Origin of the sequence: Streptomyces sp. NBC_00876 (genome assembly GCF_045207435.1) — a bacterium.
In the GTDB taxonomy this organism is placed as follows: Bacteria; Actinomycetota; Actinomycetes; order Streptomycetales; family Streptomycetaceae; genus Streptomyces.
Genome location: NZ_CP108800.1, coordinates 871,754 through 891,233, shown reverse-complemented (window position 1 = coordinate 891,233; position 19,480 = coordinate 871,754). Strand labels below are relative to the sequence as shown.

Below are 19,480 nucleotides of genomic sequence, written 5' to 3'. Positions count from 1 at the left end.
CGGCTCCTACCGGGCGGCTCGTCCTGGGGGGAGCGCTGTCACAGGTCGGTGGCGATGATCTTCTCGATGTTCCGTTCCGCGAGTGCCGTGATGGTGACGAACGGATTGACGCTGGTGTTTCCGGGGATCAGTGAGCCGTCGATGACGTACAGCCCCGAATAGCCGTGCAGACGGCCGTAGTTGTCGGTCGCCCGGTCCAGCACCGCCCCACCGAGCGGGTGGTAGGTGAGATGGTCGCCCCAGACCTTGTAGACGCCGAAGAGGTCGGTCCGGTAGATCGTCCCCTCCCTGGCGTTGATCTTGTCGAAGATCGTCTTCGCCATGTCGATGGAAGGCTGCTTCCAGGCGGCCTGCCAGTTCAGGTCGACCTTGCCCGTGGCGGCGTTCCAGGAGAACTGGGCACGGTTCGGGTTCTTCGTGATCGACAGATAGAACGAGGCGAACGTCTCGATCCCGGTCGGCAGCGGTGCGACCTCGGCGAACGCGCCGCCGGCATCCCAGTTGTCGATGCCGCCGCAGGGGATGCTCGCCTGGACGGCGCCGGTCGCGTCCCATACGTGATTGGCGCGGCCGCACATGACATTGCCGTTGTCGCCCCAGCCCTTGCCGACCTCGTCGCTCAGACCGGACAGCGCGCCCGTGGCCTTCAGCCGGGTCAGCAGCTTGCTGGTGCCGACGCTGCCCGCGGCGAAGAACACCTTGTCCGCGGTCACCGTCTTGGTGGCCGCCACACTCCCGTCGGTGTGGAGTTCGTCGATGACGACCGTGTAGCCGCCACCCGCCGCCGGGGCGACCGAAGTCACCTGGTGCAGTGGCGAGATGGTGACGTTCCCGGTCGCCGCGGCCTGGGCGAGGTAGGTCTTCTGCAGCGACTTCTTGCCGTAGTTGTTGCCGTAGAGGATCTCACCGGCCAGCGCCGACTTGGGTACGGTCCCGGCCGCCTCCTGCTCCATGTAGTCCCAGTCGTACACGTCGGGCACGAAGACGAACGGGAAGCCGGAGCGCTGGGCGTGCTTGCGGCCGACCCGCGCGTACTTGTAGCAGTCCGCGCTCTCGAACCACGCCGGGTCGACGGTGGCGACCCCGAGCCCCGCGTTGGCCCGCGGGTAGTAGGTGGAGTACATCTCGTCGGCGTTCACCGAGGGCAGGATGGCGCCGAAGTTCTCGCGCCTGGGCGTCACCGCCATCCCGCCGTTGACCAGTGACCCGCCGCCTACGCCGCGTCCCTGGTACACCGTGATCCCGCTGAAGTCCTCGGCGTCCAGGATGCCGGTGTAGCGGGGGATCGCCCTGTCGATGGGAATCCCGAAGAAGTTGCTGAGGGGCTGCTTGGTCTTCGTCCGGAGCCAGTACGAACGGGCGTCGGGCGAAGTCGTGTTGGCGAAGATCTTGCCGTCGGAACCGGGGGTGTCCCACGACATCCCCATCTCGACCATGTGCACGTGGACGCCGGCCCGGGCGAGCCGCAGGGCGGCGACGGAGCCGCCGTACCCGGTCCCGATCACCAGGACCGGGACGTGGTCCCCGCTGCCGATCACGGCGGCCGCGCCGGTGGTACGTGCCTGAGCCGCGGTGGCGTGACCCGAGAGCGCCGCAGCTCCCAGGATGAAACCTGTTCTAGTCATGAATCCGCGACGTGAGACACCGCTCGATCCCTTGTGGGGTAAGCTCGAATCCGTCATGTGACGTTCCTCACTCTCGATCGAATGGGAACGAGTTCTACTGGTGCTCGCCAGAGAAGTCACTACATACCTGTGGGTAATTTCCCCGGGCTCCGGCTGTCCGCCGGCCGCCGTGCGCCCCGGTCCCGGGGTGCGGCACCGGGGCATCGCGTGGATGCTGGGACTGCCTGCGTTCCACGAGGAGGACAGCCATGAGCATGCTCGACAAGATCAAGGGCCTGATGAAGGGCCATCCCGACCAGGTCCGTCAGGGGGTCGGGAAGGGTGGCGACTTCGTCGACAAGAAGACGGGAAGCAAGTACAGCGGTCAGGTCGATTCCGTCCAGCAGAAGCTCAATGACCAGCTCGGCGACCGCCGGCCGCCCACCGGTGAACAGTAGGGCGCTCACGGCGGACTGTGGCCTCCCTCGCCCGGCCGGGCGAGGGAGGCCGCAGTCCGTCTCGTGAGGCCGCAGTCCGTCTCGTTTCGCGAAGGAGTGGCAGACGTCGAGGAGCGGCAGACGTCCTGAATGGACGTCTGCCGCTCCCGTGGACTGCGTGGCGACCGTGTGCCGAGAGATCAGTTGTGGCCGAACTTCCGCTCGCGCTTGTGGGAGACCTGTTCGCCGATCGCCTTCACCGCGTCGGGTGTGTCGGGCGCCGTTGCGGTCTGCTCCTTGGCCTCCGCGGCCACGGAATGTTCATGGCCGCCGGTGCGGGCGCCACGGTTCTGCCGGCTCTGCTTCTTGCCCATGATCGCTCCTCCTGTGCGGATGTCGGACGATGGGCCGCTTTCAGACTCGCATATATAGGCAAACGCCGCATGTCGGTCAGGTATGCCGGTCCCGCCTGACATGCGTGCACGAGCGGGCCGGGAGCATGCTGACTGTGTGACCTGGTACGGCGCGGCCCGGCGTATTCCGCTCAGCGAGAGCGGCAGCCTGCCCGGGAGACTGAAGGACGGCCGGGCGCCGGACGAACTGTCCCTGGTGCTCGCCCAGGCCGTCGTGAACGCGATCGAGTCCGCCGGCGGGCAGGCCGGCGGCGTCTACCTGGCCTCGCCCACCGCAGGGCTCCTGCGGCTGGCCGTGCTGGCGGGGCTCCCCGGAGCCCTCTTCCGCCCCTGGTGGCGGATGCATGTGAACCGCCCCTTCCCGGTGGCCGAAGCCTTCCGTTCGGGCCGCGGCGTATTCCTGGCCGACGCGGAGGAGTCCATGCACCGCTTCCCGCAGCTGATGGCCGGCCTTCCGTTCCCGTTCGGCTCCCTGTACGTACCGGTCGTCCTGGGCCGCGAACCGGTCGGAGTCCTGGTCGTGCTGCGCGCGGCGAGCCCGGGGACGCCGGTGGCAGCCGAGGAACGGCACAGGCTGCAAGGCGTCGCCGACAAGCTCGGATCCTCACTCGCCGGCCTGGCGGCCGCTGGGACACAGCCCCAGTGGGACGACGAACCACTCCCGGTTCAGCTGCCCGCGGGCAGCTCGCCCCCGGTCCGGATCGGCCGCTTCGACTGGGACCTCGCCAGCGGTGCCGTCGGAGCGGACGAGGAGCTGTGCGCGATCCTCGGCACCGCACCCGACCGGTTCCCCGGCACCATCGACGCACTGGCCGCACAGCTCGCGCCGGAGGACGTGTACGGCCTGTGGGCCCTGGCCCGCCAGGCGGCGGGGTCGGGCGGCCCGGCCGTGCGCAGGATGCGGCTGCGCGGCCCCGACGGGAGGTCGCACCTGCTCGAGGTCTCGGGCCGCCGGGACGACGGTGCGGGCTCCGGCGCCGCCACCCATCTGACCGGCTTCCTGGTGGACCTCGGGATCGGCCCGGTCGTCCCCGAGGCGGCCGGCCGGCTACCGCGCGGCATCTTCTCGCTCGACCGCTTCGCCCGGATCACCTACCTCAACGACCTCGCCGAGGAACTCCTCGGCAAGGCCCGGTCCGAGCTGGTCGGGCGGGTGCTGTGGGAGGTCCTCCCATGGTTCGCGAACCCCGCGTACGAGGACCACTACCGGGCCGCGATGATTTCCGACGCCCCGGTGCACTTCGTTGCCCGCCGCACCCCGTCGCCCTGGCTCTCCATCTCCCTGTACCCCGGCCACGACGGGCTGACGGCCGTTCTCACCCCCACCGAGCAGCCGGCCTACGCGCCGGGGTCCGTCGCCACGCCGGGGCTGGGGCTGGGGTCCCCGGCCGACCGGTCCGCCGCGCTCTACCGGCCGGTCGCCCTGGCCATCGCCCTCACGGAGGCCGTCACGGCCCGGCAGGTCTCCGCCGTGGTCACCGAGGAGCTGCTGCCCGCCTTCGGCGGCCGGCAGCTCGCGATCTACCTGCTCAAGGAGGGGCACCTCTATCTGGAGTGGGAGACGGGCTTCCCCCGGGGCTTCCTGGACCGGTTCGACGCCGTCGGCCTGGAAGCCCACATCCCCGGCGTGGAGACACTCACCTCCGGGCGCCCCATCTTCTTCGAATCGATGGAGCGCCTGGCCGCCGCGTACCCCGGAATCCCCATGGACGCCGACATCGGCGCCCGTGCCTTCCTGCCACTGATCGCCTCCGGCCGGCTCGTCGGCTCGTGCATCCTCGGCTTCGACCAGCCGCGCGGCTTCAGCCCGGAGGAGCGTACGGTCCTGACCGCACTGGCCGGACTCATCGCCCAGGCCCTGCAACGGGCCCAGCGCTACGACACCGAGGCCGCACTCGCCCGCGGACTTCAGGGCGCCCTGCTTCCGCACCGGCTGCCCGTCGTCGCCGGAGTCGACACCGCGGGCCGGTATCTCGCCGGCACCCAGGGCATGGACGTCGGCGGTGACTGGTACGACGTGATCGAGACCGGCAGCAAGCTGGCCCTGGTCATCGGGGACGTACAGGGCCACGGGGTCGCGGCCGCCGCGACCATGGGCCAACTGCGCAGCGCCGTCCGGGCCTTCGCGCTCAGCGGGCACGACCCGCAGGAGGTCGTGAGCGGGACCAACCGGCTGCTCATCGATCTCGACCCCGGCCAGTTCGCCAGTTGCTGCTACATCGTCATGGACCCGGCCACCGGCCTCACCCAGGCCGTACGGGCCGGACATCCCCAGCCCGTACTGCGCCACCCGGACGGCGCGGCCGAGGTCATGGACCTGCCGGGCGGCATCGTGCTCGGGATCGACGCCGAGGCGTCCTACCCCGTCACCGAACTGCGCTTGCCCCCGGGCGCGATGCTCGCCCTGTACACCGACGGCATGGTCGAGCAGTCGGGAACGGACATCGACGTCGGCGTGGAGCGGCTGCGCAGCACGATCGCCGGGCTCGGCGCGGCCTCCCTGGCCGAAACGGCGGACCAGGTCATCGGCCGGGCCCGCCAGGCCCCGGACCGGCCCGACGACATCGCCCTGCTGCTCGCCGCCCGATGGGCCGGCGCGGACGACGGGCCGGCCCCGAACCCGTGAGTCCGAGCCCCCGGCCGCCGTCGCCGCGGAACGGGGGCCGGCCGGGGCCGGACGGGCCGCCGGTCAGCGTCGGCGTGCGCGCGGGGCAGGAACGAGTCGTACGGCGGTGTTGAGGACGTGGTCGATCACATCGCGCGAGGGCTTGTCCGTGAGGTTGCTGAGCAGTCGCGCCAGCGTGTTCAGCAGGAACGGCGAGCCCATCACATAGCGGTTGAGGACCGGCTGGAAGCCCGACCGGCTGAAGACGAGATCGGCGGCCGTGTTGCCGAGCCGGTAGTAGCTGCCCCAGCGGCGGTTCATCTCGGCCGGATAGTTGTGCAGTGCCCGCTCCCGCCTCGGCCCGGAGGGCAGGGCCAGGGCGAGCGCGGCGGTCTCCGCCGCGACCTCTCCGGCCTCCAGCGCCTGACCGATCCCCTCACCGTTCCACGGGCTGATCATGCCGCCGGAATCGCCGACGAGGAGGAGTCCACGTGTGTACAGCGGATGGCGGTTGAAACCCAGGGGAAGGGCCGCACTGCGGACGGGCCCCTCCGCGTTCTCCTCGCGCAGCCCCCACTCGGCAGGTGTGCGGGCCAGCCACTGGTCCAGGGTCGCCCGCAGGTCGGCGTTGCCGTGGCGGCGGTGGGGGACCGCACCGAGCCCCACGTTGACGCGGCCGTCGCCCATCGGGAAGATCCAGCCGTAACCGGGCAGATAGCGGTCGCTCCGGGGAAAGCGGAGGTCGGCCCAGAGCTCCAGGAACTCCTCCCGGGACCGCTCGGGGCTGCGGTAGTAGCGGCGGGCCGCCGTGGCGATCTGCCGTCGGGTGTCCCGCTGCAGCCCCATCGCGAGGGCGAGCCGGGCAGAGGCACCGTCGGCGGCGACGACGACCGGCGCACGGTGTACGACGGGCCCGCCCGTACCGGAGACCGCGGTGACCCCGATGATCCGGCCCGCCCGGTCGGTCACGGGCTCCTTCACCTTCACCCCGGTGCGCAGCCGGGCCCCGGCGGACACGGCGTGGCGGGCCAGGATGTCGTCGAAGTCGTGCCGGCTGCGGGTCAGGCCGAAGTCCGGGTAGCCGCCCAGCGCGGGCCAGTCGATCTGCACCTGCCGGTCACCGGCCACCCACCGCATCCCGCGTGACCGCGTCCAGCCCGGGGCCTTGATGTCGACGCCCATCCGGATCAGCTGGTGAACCGCACGCGGAGTGAGACCGTCCCCGCACACCTTCTCGCGGGGGAACGCGGACTTCTCCAGAAGCAGGACGTCGACGCCCGCCCGGGCGAGGTGGTACGCGGCGGACGATCCGGCAGGCCCCGCCCCCACCACGATCACCTCGGCCTCCTCGGCCGCACCGTGGCCGGACTGCTCGTCCGACGGGGACTGGTCTGCACGCGTCTCCCGCATGGGGATTCCCTTCCTGGGGCGGACCGGCGCCGTCCGGGGACGGCGGCCCTGTACACCGACATCCTGCCGCTTCGCCCCGCTCCCACGCAGGGTGATCAACAGGACCGGGGGCAGCGTCTCCCGGCCGCCCAGGGCCCGGGGAACGCACGGAACCCGCCCGTCGGCTCGCCCGCGGGTGCCGCACGCGATGCGGCTGCCCACGGGGGCGACGGGCGGGTGACGGACGTGTCAGTAAGGCAGCGGACGCCCGGACGGGGTGCGCAGGTCGAGGGGCGGCGGCCGGGACGGAAGCTGAGGACGTCGGACGATCCTGATGCGGCCCATTGCCACCACCTCCTGTCGGTCACCGGTTCTATGCCCGCCGGTACGCCGTTCACACGTCAGCGCGCCGATCAGCGGGCTCCGCCGACGACAGCCCTCAGGCGGGCGGTCTGCGGTCCGCGTCGGCGAGCAGCCGCTCGATGCGGTCGAATCGCTCGTGCAGGAGCTGCGAGGTCTCGTCCCGGAGCTGACGCGCCGCGTGCTCCGCCGCACCGGCGGGGCGGTGGCGGCGCTTCTGCTCGTGCCCCACGAACCAGGTCGCGAGGGCCGCGGTCACCGTCCCGTACGTCGTGATGCCCACGCCCATCACGGCAACGGCGACGATCCGGTCCCACCGGGTCAGCGGAAAGACGTCGCCGTACCCGACGGTCGTCGCGGTCTCCGCCGACCACCACAGCGCCCGTGGGCAGGGGGTGATCGTGGCGCGCGGAGCGTGCTGTTCGGCCACGAGCACCACCCAGGAGCCCAGGAGCAGGGGCAGCGCGAGGAGCACCGCCGCCCAGCCCACCGCCCTGAGGTGGCGCGCGCCGACGGGGGCCCGTCACCCGAATGTCCCGGCGCACGGGACGGGGACGGCAGCGCGCAGCCCGGCCGCGTACCGCCGGACCAGGCACCGTCGGATCTCGCACAGCCCGGCCGCGTACCGCCGGACCGTGCACCGCCCGGTCGCCTACGGCCGACGGCTCCGGCCCGCCCGTTCCCGCACGCCGATCGGGCCCCACCGATTCGTGTTAAACCTGAAGATGTGGGTGGCACAGGTCGGTTCCGGGCGTGGTTTCACCGCTCCGCCCGGCGGCCCCATCAACACGATGGCGGACGCCAGGGCGGTGACGGACCTGCGCCCTCCGGCCGGAGTACGAAGAAGCCCCCCTCACCGGGACGGCGGCTGCGCGCACTGTTCAGCGTCCGGACCGTGGCCGGCCAGGTCTTCTTCCTGATGCTGGGAATCGTCGCGCTGCTCGTCGCGGCCGCGGTCATCGCTCTGGTGGTGCAGGGGAGACGCGACAGCATGAACGTGGCCCGGGCCCGATCGCTCAGTGTCGCGGAGACCTTCGCGCACGCTCCCGGGGTCGCGGCCGCGCTGGACAGCAGGGATCCGACCCTTGTTCTCCAGCCACGCGCAGAGCAGATCCGGCAGAGTACGGGGGTGGAGTATGTCGTCGTGGCCGGGACCAACGGCATCCGCTACACCCACCCCGACATCGCACTGATCGGGAAACACATACTCGGTCCGTACAAGGAAGCCCTGAAGGGTGAGTCCTTCACCCGCACCGTCACGGCCAGCCGCGGCCTCGCGGTGAACTCGGTCGCCCCTGTCCCACGGCGCGACGGCACGGTCGCCGGGCTGGTGTCCGTGGGTATCAAGGTCGAGACCGTGAACAAACTCGCCTACCCGAGCATCCCGCTCGCCGCCGGCGCCGCCGTGGCCGCGCTGGCCCTCACGGCCGGCGGCGCGGCCGTGGTGAGCCGCCGCCTGGGCCGCCAGACGCGAGGACTCGGCCCGGCCGAGATGACCCGGATGTACGAACACCACGACGCGGTGCTGCACGCGGTCCGCGAGGGGGTCCTCATCATCGGCGCCGACGGCCGGCTGGTCCTGGCCAACGACGAGGCCCGCCGGCTCCTGGAACTGCCGGCCGACGCAGAGGGACGCGCCGTGACGGACCTGGGGCTGGACCCCCGGACCGCGGAACTGCTGGCCTCGGGGCGCGGAGCCACCGACGAGGTGCGGCCCGCCGGGAGCCGGCTGCTGGCCGTCAACCTCCGCCCGACGGGCGAGCGCGGCGGACCGCCCGGCACGGTCGCCACCCTGCGTGACACCACGGAACTGCGGGCCGTCACCGGCCGTGCGGAGACGGTACGCGAGCGTCTGCGGCTCCTGTACCGCGCGGGTGCCCGCATCGGGACCACACTCGACGTCACCACCACCGCGCAGGAGCTGGCGGAGGTCGCCGCACCCGGATTCGCCGACTGCGTGACGGTCGACCTCGCCGACTCCGTACTGCGCGGGGAGGAGCCGGAGCAGCCGTCCGCCGCGGTGATGGACATGCGCCGCACGGCCGTGTGCGGCGTCGGCCGGGATCATCCGCTCTACCCGCTGGGCCGCGTCATCGGATTCGTCCCCACCAGCGCCGAGGGCATCGGCAGCATCAGCGGCCACACCTGGGTGGTGCCCGACCTGACCGCGTCCCAGCAGTGGCGCCTGCCCGATCCCGGGCAGGCCGAGCGGCTCCTGGAATACGGATTCCACTCGCTGCTCTCCGTACCGCTGCACGCGCGCGGCGTCATCCTCGGCATGGCCAACTTCTGGCGGGCTCAGAACGAGGCCCCCTTCGACGCCGAGGATCTGTCCTTCGCCGAGGAACTGGTGGCCCGGGCGGCGGTCAGCGTCGACAACGCCCGGCGCTACACCCGCGAGCACGAGATGGCGGTGACCCTGCAGCGCAGCCTGCTCCCGCGCGGGCTTCCGGAACAGAACGCCCTGGACGTCGCCTACCGCTATCTGCCGGCGCAGGCCGGGGTGGGCGGGGACTGGTTCGACGTGATCCCGCTGTCGGGCGCCCGGGTGGCCCTCGTCGTGGGCGATGTGGTCGGACACGGTCTGCACGCCGCGGCGACCATGGGGCGGCTGCGCACCACGGTGCACAACTTCTCCACCCTGGACCTGCCGCCCGACGAACTCCTCAGTCACCTCGACGAACTCGTCGTCCGGATGGACCAGGACGAGGAGGCCGACAGCGGCAAGGCGATCACCGGGGCCACCTGTCTGTACGCGATCTACGACGCCGTCTCCGGGCGCTGCACGGTCTCCCGGGCCGGCCACCCCGGGCCCGCCCTCGTGCTGCCCGACGGAACCGTCGAGTTCCCCGACATCCCGGCGGGCCTGCCGCTCGGGATCGGCGGAATGCCCTTCGAAACGACCGAGCTTGAGGTGCCGGAGGGGAGCCGTCTGGTCCTGTACACGGACGGTCTGGTGGAGCGCCGCGACCGGGACATCGACGAGGGCCTGGAGCTGCTGCGCGGCTCGCTGGCCGGCCGGGGCCGGACGCCGGAGGAGACCTGCGAGGACGTGCTGGAGGCCATGCTGCCCTCCCGTCCCGGCGATGATGTCGCCCTGCTGGTCGCCCGCACCCGCATCCTCGACCCGGCCCGCCGCGTCCAGTGGGAGGTGACCCCCGATCCCTCGGCCGTCGCCGGGGTCCGCAAGCAGGCCACCCGCTGGCTCGCCGACCAGGGGCTCGACGAGGAGGGGTTCGTCACCGAACTGATCCTGAGCGAGCTCGTCACCAACGCGATCCGCTACGGCAACGAGCCGATCCGGGTGCGGCTGCTCCACGACCGGGCACTGATCTGCGAGGTGTCGGACTGCAGCAGCACCTCTCCGCACCTGCGTTACGCCGCGACGACGGACGAGGGCGGGCGCGGCCTGTTCCTCGTCGCCCAGTTCGCCGAGCGCTGGGGTACCCGCTACACCGACCGGGGCAAGGTCATCTGGTCCGAGCAGACGATCGAGGAGACGCCGGCGCCCGACGAGCAGCAGTAGCCGCCGCACCGCGGGACGGGGCCCGGCAACAGCCGCCGGGCCCCGCGCCGTTCGGTCACCTCAGTCGTCGTGTCACGGGAAGGACACCACGTTGGACGGGACGGTGGTGGTGCCGGAGGTGGGTGTTCCGGTGTTGTTGATGACGTGTTCGTACTGGCCCTGGCCGCCGAGTGAGACGACGAGCAGGTCGTGGAACTTCACGCCGGGTTTTACGGGTGCCTCGAAGCCGTGGTCCTGGCGGATGGTCGGGTCGACGTTGTAGTAGCAGTAGCTGCCCAGGCCCCAGCCTTCGTGGGTGGTGACGGAGTCGTCGACCTTGTAGGCCGCGTATCCCTTGGTGCCACCGTTCTGGACGGCTGCCTGGTTGGGGGCGTCGTACGACTTCTCGTTCTGGAAGAAGATCGTCTTGCCCCTTTCGCCGGACCAGCGGACGTCGTACTTGTTGAAGTGTTCGACGAACAGCCCGGTGGCCAGGACGTCGTCGCCGTTGACCTGGAGGCCGTAGTCGGAGCGGTTGGTCTCCCAGCCGACGCCGTCGCCGTGGTCGGCGCGCCACAGCCAGGTGTGGTCGACGATCGTGTCGTCGTTGTTGATCACCATGGCGGTGGTGGCCTTGCCGGCTCCCGCGCCGCCGACGCGGACGAACACGTCCTGGACGGTGGTGGGGTTCGCCGAGTGGTCGGCCGATGCGCCGTCGGGGCCGACCTGGACCAGCACCTGGGAGTTCTGCGGACCGGCGTCGACGAGCAGGCCGGCGAGTTTCACGCCGTCCACGTCGCCGACGTTGATGGCGGTGACGCCGTTGTCCGGGATGATCGTGGCCAGGCCCAGACCGAGGACGACGGTGTTGGCGCGGTCGATGTTGATGGTCTGGTCGACGTGGTAGATGCCGGGTGTGAACAGCAGGTGCAGGCCCTGCTGGACGGCCGCGTTGATGGTGGCGGCGGAGGCGCCGGGCTTGACCACGTAGAACTGGTCCAGCGGGATGGATTCGCCCTGCGGTGTGCCGTTCCAGGAGACGCCGCGTGCGTTGGTGCGCTTGGCGGGGACGAACACCTTGTAGTCGTTGCCGTCGAGGTAGAGGAACGGCTTCTCGCGGGAGACCGGGGTGTTCTCCAGCGTGGTGTACGGGGGGTTGGGGAAGCTCTGGGCGGGTGCGCCCTCGACGCCGGAGAACGTCATGTTCCAGACGCCGTTGCCCCAGCTGCCGATGGTGCTGTCGCGGGTGTACCACTGCTGCTGCGAGTACGGTGCGACCTGGCCGTCGATCTTGCTGTCGGCGATGTACCCGCCGCTCGCCCAGCCGTAGCCGTTGGGTGCGAGGTTGAGCCCGCCCTTGACGTGCATCCGGCGGAAGGGTGCGGCCTGCGAGACGGCCCAGCGGTCCGTGCCGCTGACCGGGTTGAGCGCGAGGTTCTCCGCCGAACGCCAGAAGTTCTGCGTGGCGTTCCCGTTGAACCAGCCGGCGTCGACGGTCACATCGCCGTTGAACGTGGTGTCGTCGGGCTTGAGCCCGAGACCGGCGATCGAGGTGTAGAAGCCGATCTGCGCGTTGATGTTGTTGTACGTGCCCGGCTTGAACATCAACGCGTAGCGGCCGGTGCCGAACTGCGCCGACTCCTGCTGCTTGAACACCTCGTCGACCTTGGCCTGGATGTCCGGCGTCGACGGGTCGAAGACCAGGACATTGGGGCCGAGATCGCCGCCGCCGGGGATCTGCGGGCCGCCTCCGCCGCCGGTGGTGCCGAACACCTGGAACTCCCAGAGGGAGTACCCGTACTGGGTGGCCCGGGTGGTGCCGGTCAGCCGGACGTAGCGGGCGGTGCCGGAGACGTTGAGCGTCTCGTTGCCGCCGGGGCCGGTCGTGGTCGAGTAGGCGGTGGACCAAGTGCTGTTGTCCGTGGAGAACTCGATCCGGTAGCTCTTGGCGTAGGCGGTCTCCCACTTCAGCGCGATCTGGCTGACGGAGGCGGCGGAGCCCAGGTCGACCTTGATCCACTGAGGGTCGGAGGCCGCGCTCGACCAACGGGTTCCGTTGTCGCCGTCCACGGCGGAGGTGGCCGGAGTGCCGTAGTTCTCCTGGGTCGAGGCGGTCACCGTCTTGCCCTGCGAGAGCAGCGAGGGCGCCGCGCTCGCGGAGGTCGAGGGCGCGAAGGCCAGGAGCGAGACGACGAGTCCGGCGACGGCGGCCAGCACGCCGGTGCGTCTTCTTCCGGTCGGGGGTGCGGCTCTGTGGAACACGGGGGGTGCGTTCATGGGGGTCTTCTCCTGAGTCGCGGTGCGGGTGCACGACACGAAGCCGGAGAGCGCTCTCTCCGGCAGATGGGGATACTTCTCCCTTGGATCCCACGCGTCAATAGGTGTGCAACAACCGCTTGATCAGGGGCTGTTGAGAACAAGAATTGACGACTGATACCTCCCGATTGAGCGCATTCGATCTGTCTTGGGAGGTTAGTTGGGTAAAATCTGATGCACCGTCAATTTAGATGATGATGTGGCGCGCACGGGGAGTGAGGAATCGGGAACAAGTCGTTGCCACCGCAACCGAACGGCGGTCCCGCACGCGTGTGAAGGGCTCGTGGATCCATGTACCGGAAACCACTGCACCTGTTATTGGACATCTTGCGGCCACTTCGGGGACAGCGGGCGAGGGTGCTCGCTATTCTCCGGGCATGAGCCGTGAGCGTGGCACGCGCAGCGCCCTTGACCAGGCGCGACGGGGTTCCGGGTGACCGAGGACATGGGGCCGGTTCCGGCGGACGGCCGGACGGCGGAGGCGTGGCGGTCGTTCGGGGCCCGGCTTCGGCAGTGGCGCCGGCGGGCCGGGCTCACCCAGGCCCAGGTGGGCGCCCGCGTCGGCTACGACCACACCGCCATCAGCAAACTCGAGCACGGCAGCCGCCGGACACCGCTTCCGCTCGCCCGGCGGCTGGACGACCTGCTGACGGCGGGCGGTGACCTGCTGGCCGCCTGCGAGTCCGCCGACGCGCAGGGGAGGCCGGCCGGCCCGCAAACCGTGCCGGCAGCGGTCCCCGTGCGCCAGGGGCCGCTGCCCGGCGAGCCCGCGGGCGGCGCTCTCCTGGCGATGCTTCCACCGGGCACCGTCCTGCCGGCGAACCTGCCCGCATACGGACTCGTCTGCCCGCTGCACGGCCGGGACGGCTGCGCGGTCCCCGCTCTCACCGACGTCATCGCCCTGCACGCCGACTTCTGCGCGCTCGGCCCCGGCCTGTCGTCCCGCCCGGCGCTGGACACCGACACCGTCCATGCCCTGACCGCCCTGCTCGCCGTCTGTCTGCGTGCCGACGAGGAACGTGCCTGGCCGGGAGCGACCGCCGTCGTCGAACGCACGCTGCACGCCATGCTCCGCTGGATGGCCCTCCCGGCCGCGCCCTACCAGCGCCAACTCGCGCCGCTGGCGGCCGAGTACGCGCAGTCGGCGGGCTGTCTGCGGCTGCTGTGGGGCCGTAACGGAACAGCCATGGCCTGGCTCGACCGGTCTCTGCTCTGGGCCGCCATGGCCGGTCACGTCGGGACGCAGGTAGCGGCGCTCAGCGACATGAGCACCCTGGCCCGGCTGGAGGGAGACGGCCCTTCGGCGCTGGCCTACGGCGCCGCCATCGGGCAGACCGCCGCGGGCCGTCCCTGGGCCGGCGCCATGAGCGATCTGTACCAGGCGCGCGGTCACGCCGTACGCGGCGACGCCGCCCGGACCCTGCTCCACATCGACCGTTCCCGGTCACAGATGGACCGTGCCGGTGAACGGGACGAGACCGAGGCGCCCTGGCTCTCCGTCGCCTCCGTGCGCCTGCGGGTGGAGTCCGGTGCGGCCGGAGCCCTGCGCGATCTGGCCGTCGCCACCGGGGACCGCCGGTTCGCGCTCCGCGCCGTCGACGCGGCCGGTTCCGCGATAGGGCTGCTGCCGCCCGGCATGCACTCGGCACGGATGCTCTTCCTCACGCGGATGGCCGATGCCCACGCCTGCGCCGGTGACGCCTCGGCCGCCGCAGCCGTGGCGGGCCCGGTCCTGGACACCACCGAGGTGAATCCGGCGACGCTGCTCGGCCAGGAACTGCGCGGGCTGCACGGACGGCTGGCGGGCCGCGCCGGCGGGCCCCCGGAGGCCGACGACTTCGTCAGCAGACTGGCGGCGGCCATCCGCTGATGATCCAAACGAGAGACCCTGGGGGCGGGACGTATGGATCACGCCCCGCCCCCGTGTGCTGATGGTCGGTCAGCTGGCGTCCAGCGTCACGTCGTCCACGACGAAGCTGGTCTGCAGGTAGGCGTCCTCCTTACTGGTGAAGCCCAGCGTCACCGTCTGGCCCGCGGCGGAGCCGACGTCGAAGGACTGCTGGACATAGCCGCTGCTCGCGTCGAGGTTCGAGTACGTGGCCAGCGTCCGGGTGCCCAGCTTGACGGTGAACGTGTCATAGGCGGTCGAGTCGGCCGCGGACTCGTCGGTGTCGGTGCGCAGGTAGAACGACAGCTTGTACGTCGAGCATCCTGCGGGAACGGTCAGCGACTGCGAGGCGCTGTCGCTGTGGGTGCTGCCCCAGCCGCCGAACCAGGCCTGGTAGGCGCCGCTGTGCGCGGGCTTCTCGGAGGTCCGGTTGTTGATGACGCCGTCCGTCTGGGTCCACGGCGTCGTTCCGTTCTCGAAGCCGCCGTTGGCCACGACCTGCCGCGCCGTGCAGCTGCCGCCGCCCCCGACGACCAGGGAGTACGTGGTGGTGTGGGTGGCGGTGCCGGTTCCCGTCACGGTGAGCGTGTACGTACCCGCGGCGGCCTGCGCCCCGGCGGAGACAGTCATCGTGGACGCGGATCCCGACTGCACGGATGACGGTGCGAAGGAGACGGTGACCCCGCTCGGTGCACCCGATGCCGTCAGCCGCACACTCTGTGCGGAGCCGCCGGTGGTGGCCGTGGAAACGGTCGCGGTGACGGAGGCGCCCGGCTGCACGCTGCCGGAGACCGGGTTCACCGAAACGGAGAAGTCGTCGGCGGGAGCGGTGGTGCCGACGGCGGTCTTCCACACCGTGTAGGCCACTCCGTCGGCGCTGCGGTCGAGCGCGGTGGCGTTGATGTTGGCCGTGGTGTCGCACGACTGGTGGTAGCAGGGGTCGTACGAACGCCCTGCCGTTCCGCCCCACTTGGCAGCCTGGGCCGAGGACTTGGTGTCACTCGCGCCGGTCGCGTACCCGGACGTGGCGATCCCGCCCTGCTGGAAGGAGTAGTCGTCGGAGCGTCCCTGGCCCTCGACGTTCTCCTCCGGAGCGAGGCCGAGCGAGGTCCAGTACTCCTTCATCGGGGCCGAGGCGGCCGAGTTGAGGTTGTTGATGAAGTAGCCGCCGTTGACCGAGGCGACCATGTCGAAGTTGTAGTACGCGGTGATGGCGGTCCGCTGGGCGGTGGTGAGCTGGCCGACGTAGTACTCGGAGCCCTCCAGGCCCTGCTCCTCACCGTTCCACCAGGCGAAGCGCACATGCTTGGTCATCGTCGGGTTCTGCTGGGCCAGGGTGAGGGCGTTCTCCAGCAGGGTGGCGGAGCCGGAGCCGTTGTCGTTGATTCCGGGACCGGCGGCCACCCCGTCGAGGTGGGCGCCGAACATCACGGTCCGGTCGGCCGGACCGCCCGGCCAGTCCGCGATCAGGTTCTTGCCGGAGTAGGTGCAGCTGGTGCAGGTCTGCTCGCTGACGGTGTAACCGGCCGCCTGGAGCTTGCCCTTCACATAGGCGAGGGAGGCGGTGTAGCCGGCGCTGCCGGCCCGCCGGTTGCCGCCGTTCTGCGAGGCGATGGTGTTGAGCTGTGAGAGATGCGACTGCACGTTGGCGACGCTGATGTCGGGGGGCGTGCCGCCCGGGTTGCCGCCGCCGTCACTGACGGTGAGCGTGTACTGGACGGTGTGCTCCTGCGTACCCGCGCCCTTCACGGTGAGGGTGTACGTCCCGGGTGCCGCGGCCGACGTCGTCGACACGGTCATGGCCGAGGTCGCGCCGGACTGGACCGAAGAGGGGCTGAACGAGACGGTCACACCGCTCGGCTGGCCGCTCGCGGACAGCGTCACGCTCTGCGCGCTGCCGGACGAGACGGTCGTGCGGACGGTGGACGTCACCGAGCTGCCGGGCTTCACCGATCCGGCGGCCGGGTCGAGCGACATCGAGAAGTCGTTGTTGCCGCTCGGGGCGCAGACCGGATCGCCGCTCTGCGCGGGGATGCTCACCGCGTCCCAGGCGGCCTTCGTCCGGTTGAACAGGACGCAGGTGGCGTCGAGGTTCTTGGCCGAGGTGAGTGTGGCGGTGCGGTAGCGCTTGTACGTCATGCCGCTGGTCTTGAGCAGCATGCCCCCGTAGAAGACCTTGCCGGCGCTCTGGATGCCCACGCCGGTGACGGTGGAGCTGTTACAGGTGGGGCTGGACGGCTTGCCGCCACCAGGGTTCGATCCCTCCGCCAGCAGGTAGAACCAGTGGTTGAGGGGACCGGCCGCCGCGTGCTCCTCGGTGCTGGGTATGGAGGAGCTGTAGCAGTTCGGGTCGCCGATCTGCCCCGGGTTGTACATGATCCGGATCGGCCCGTTGCCCACGAGGTCGATCTTCTCGCCGACGGTGTAGTCCGGGTCGTCGTACGGGGCGGGCTCGTTGGTGTACGCCTCGGTGAGCGCGCCCATGATGTCGCCGGTGGCCTCGCCGAGCCCGGACTCGTTGTTGGCGCCGCCGGGTGTGTACTGGTCGATGCCGTGGCCGAACTCGTGGCCCACGACGTCCATGGCGCCGATCCACTGATTGGCGTTGTTGTGGCCGATGGAGACGGTGGAGCCGTCCCAGTAGGCGTTGACGTCGTTGAGCCCGACCTTGACCGGCCAGCTGCGGCCGTTTCCGTCGTGGCCGTTGCGCCCCAGCCAGTCACGGAGCATGTCCCACTCGTGCTGGGCCGCCCACATGACATCGACGCAGCCGGTCTCCTTGCTGGTGGCGCTGCCCGTTCCCCAGGAGTCGCTCGACTTGGTGAAGACGCTCCCGGTGCTGTAGTCGGCGCAGGTCAGCCCCGGCCTGTTCGGATCACGCAGGGAGTAACTGCCGCCCGAGGAAGTGGTGTTGATGGAGAGCGGGGACGGGCCGTTCCACTGGCTGTTTCCGGTGCCGGCCTTGACGTCGTCGTAGCTGTCGAGCAGCGCGCCGGTGCCGGCGTCGACGAAGACGTGCAGCCGGCCGGGCGCCTTCGCGGTCCGGCCGGTGAGCACGGTCTCCCAGGCGAGCCTGGACTTCCTGCCCGTGGCCCGGACGACCAGCCGGTGGCTGTCGACCCGCTCCACCGAACGGAGTTCCTTGCGCGAGGTGGCCTCGGCCGTCTTCGCGGAGACGGTCGCGGTGGTGGGCACGTTGATGCGCCGGGAAACCGCCGACTGGGACCCCCGGACCCGGCCCTTGGAGTCGGCCACCACGACGGCGTCCCCGCCGACGACCGGCAGGCCCCGGTAGGTGCGCTCGTACGCGATGGAGTAGAGCCCGTTGACCCACGGGGTCACCATCTGCCGTTCGTAGCGCTCGTCGGGCCCCTTGGCCAGGGCGTCGAGGCCGCCGGCCGCTGCCCGGTCGGCGGCCGAGACGGCGGCGGTGAGTGCGGTCGGGCTCGGGGCGGGCGGAGACGGTTCTGCAGAAGCTGACTGGCCACTGGTGGCGACCAGCATTCCGGCGAGGACGGCCAGGGTTGTCCCGGCCGTCATCGGTCTGCGTTTCATCGAGGCTCCTCGGTTCGTGGGGACCTCGGCCACGGGCAACGGCGTGGGGAGACGCGTCCAACCGTGCGTCCGGCGCGGGCCGTCCGCCCAGGTGGTGTCCGTGATCGGGCGACCGAACACTCACACGCCGCCATGAACTCGTCAACGAACTAAGGGCCACCGAAAGGGAGTTGGCAAGTCTGGTCAAGTCACCCCGGTGGGATCGCACAGCCGGCACACAGGAATGGGGCGGTGGAGGGGGAGGGGTGACGCGCTCGGTGACCTCCTCGGCTGATGCGCCGGGGGGAGTGCGGAGCGAGGAAGGGCTGGACGGATCGGCAGAGTGGCTCTATTCTGCACTCGCGTCAAGTTGGAAAAATACACAACTGTTGAGGCGAAGGTATCACGAATGCATTCTCGATGCAAGCCTTCTGTCGCACCATCACTTGGCTGTCCTCGGTCCAACGCTCATACGGAAGGCATCAGCCTTGACTTCGCAACCCATCACCGCAGCGGCTGCCGGTACCTGGCAGCTCGGCGACCTGACCGTCAACCGGATCGGCTTCGGCGCCATGCGGCTGACCCAGAACGGTGCGGCGTTCGGCGACGACCGCGGCCCGCACGACCGGGACCGGGCCCTTGCGGTGCTGCGCCGGGCCGTTGAGCTCGGGGTGAATCACATCGACACGGCCGCCTTCTACTTCTCACCGCTGCGCTCGGCCAACGAGCTGATCAACCGGGCGCTGGGCCCGTACCCGGACGACCTGGTCATCACCACCAAGGTCGGCCCCGGGCGTGGGCCGTCGGGGGACTGGCTGGACTGGGCCAGGCCCGAGCAGCTGCGCGGGCAGGTCGAGGAGAACCTCCGTCAGCTCGGCCGCGACCACCTCGACGTGGTGAACCTCCGGGTGAACGGCCCCGCCCCGGTCGCCGAATCGTTCGGCGCACTGGCCGAGCTGCGCAAGGAGGGCTTCATCCGTCACCTCGGACTCTCCAACGTATGGCCCGATCAGATCGCCGAGGCCCGAGCCATCGCACCCGTCGTCTGTGTGCAGAACCGGTACGGGATCAGCGCCCGCCGCGCCGGCTCCGAGGAGGTGCTGCGGACCTGCGGCGAACTGGGTATCGCCTTCGTGCCGTTCTTCGCGATCGCGGGTGACGGCAGGGAGTCCGGTGCGGGCGCGGCGGCGGACAACGAGGCGCTGCTCGATGTCGCCAGGGCCCACGGCGCCTCGCCCGCCCAGGTCCGGCTCGCCTGGACGCTCCAGCAGGGCCCGCATGTCCTGGCCATCCCGGGCACGGGCAATCCCGGTCACCTGGAGGCCAATGTGGCGGCGGGCGCCCTGCGGCTCACCGAGGACGAGCTGCGGCGGCTGGCCGCACTGGGCCAGGACGCGGACTGATCAGGAGAGCACCCGGCCGCCGCGCC

At 70.7% G+C, this 19,480-nt stretch carries 10 protein-coding genes and 1 pseudogene; 5 read left to right on the top strand and 6 right to left on the bottom strand.

Features of this window, described 5'->3' with window-relative positions; translation table 11 throughout:
- Positions 1 to 38: 38 nt before the first annotated feature.
- Positions 39 to 1,625, bottom strand: a complete 1,587-nt coding sequence (locus tag OG782_RS03850; RefSeq protein WP_406447971.1) for a GMC oxidoreductase — start codon at positions 1,623 to 1,625, stop codon at positions 39 to 41.
- Between the two features lie 248 nt (positions 1,626 to 1,873).
- On the opposite strand from OG782_RS03850, the gene OG782_RS03845 reads away from it, so the two are divergent.
- A complete protein-coding gene (locus OG782_RS03845) occupies positions 1,874 to 2,062 on the top strand; it encodes an antitoxin (RefSeq protein WP_406447970.1) in 189 nt (62 codons plus the stop codon).
- 179 nt (positions 2,063 to 2,241) lie between these two features.
- Here the strand turns inward: OG782_RS03845 and OG782_RS03840 are convergent, their stop codons facing one another.
- On the bottom strand, positions 2,242 to 2,415 hold the full coding sequence (locus OG782_RS03840) for a hypothetical protein (protein WP_406447969.1): 174 nt from the start codon (positions 2,413 to 2,415) through the stop codon (positions 2,242 to 2,244).
- A gap of 100 nt (positions 2,416 to 2,515) precedes the next feature.
- On the opposite strand from OG782_RS03840, the gene OG782_RS03835 reads away from it, so the two are divergent.
- On the top strand, positions 2,516 to 5,080 hold the full coding sequence (locus OG782_RS03835) for a SpoIIE family protein phosphatase (protein ID WP_406447968.1): 2,565 nt from the start codon (positions 2,516 to 2,518) through the stop codon (positions 5,078 to 5,080).
- A gap of 63 nt (positions 5,081 to 5,143) precedes the next feature.
- Here OG782_RS03835 and OG782_RS03830 read toward each other — a convergent pair whose 3' ends face one another.
- On the bottom strand, positions 5,144 to 6,469 hold the full coding sequence (locus OG782_RS03830; RefSeq protein ID WP_406447967.1) for a geranylgeranyl reductase family protein: 1,326 nt from the start codon (positions 6,467 to 6,469) through the stop codon (positions 5,144 to 5,146).
- Between the two features lie 418 nt (positions 6,470 to 6,887).
- Positions 6,888 to 7,310 (bottom strand): annotated as a pseudogene (locus OG782_RS03825) (potassium channel family protein); the annotation flags it as partial.
- A 417-nt stretch (positions 7,311 to 7,727) separates the two neighbouring features.
- Here OG782_RS03825 and OG782_RS03820 point away from each other — a divergent pair.
- Positions 7,728 to 10,334 (top strand): SpoIIE family protein phosphatase, encoded by a 2,607-nt coding sequence (locus OG782_RS03820; RefSeq protein WP_406458826.1) that lies wholly within the window; start codon positions 7,728 to 7,730, stop codon positions 10,332 to 10,334.
- Between the two features lie 72 nt (positions 10,335 to 10,406).
- Here OG782_RS03820 and OG782_RS03815 read toward each other — a convergent pair whose 3' ends face one another.
- Positions 10,407 to 12,590 (bottom strand): discoidin domain-containing protein, encoded by a 2,184-nt coding sequence (locus OG782_RS03815; protein WP_406447966.1) that lies wholly within the window; start codon positions 12,588 to 12,590, stop codon positions 10,407 to 10,409.
- Positions 12,591 to 13,062: 472 nt separating this feature from the next.
- Between OG782_RS03815 and OG782_RS03810 the strand changes: the two genes are divergently transcribed.
- Positions 13,063 to 14,499: a helix-turn-helix domain-containing protein gene (locus OG782_RS03810; protein WP_406447965.1), complete on the top strand. Its 1,437-nt coding sequence runs from the start codon at positions 13,063 to 13,065 to the stop codon at positions 14,497 to 14,499.
- 69 nt (positions 14,500 to 14,568) lie between these two features.
- On the opposite strand, the gene OG782_RS03805 is transcribed toward OG782_RS03810, so the two are convergent.
- Entirely contained in the window at positions 14,569 to 18,057 is a 3,489-nt protein-coding gene (locus OG782_RS03805) for a M28 family peptidase (protein ID WP_406458824.1), read from the bottom strand.
- Between the two features lie 482 nt (positions 18,058 to 18,539).
- On the opposite strand from OG782_RS03805, the gene OG782_RS03800 reads away from it, so the two are divergent.
- Positions 18,540 to 19,454 carry an oxidoreductase gene (locus OG782_RS03800; protein WP_406447964.1) on the top strand — a complete coding sequence of 305 codons (915 nt, stop codon included), beginning with the start codon at positions 18,540 to 18,542 and terminating at the stop codon, positions 19,452 to 19,454.
- The last annotated feature ends 26 nt before the right edge of the window (positions 19,455 to 19,480 follow it).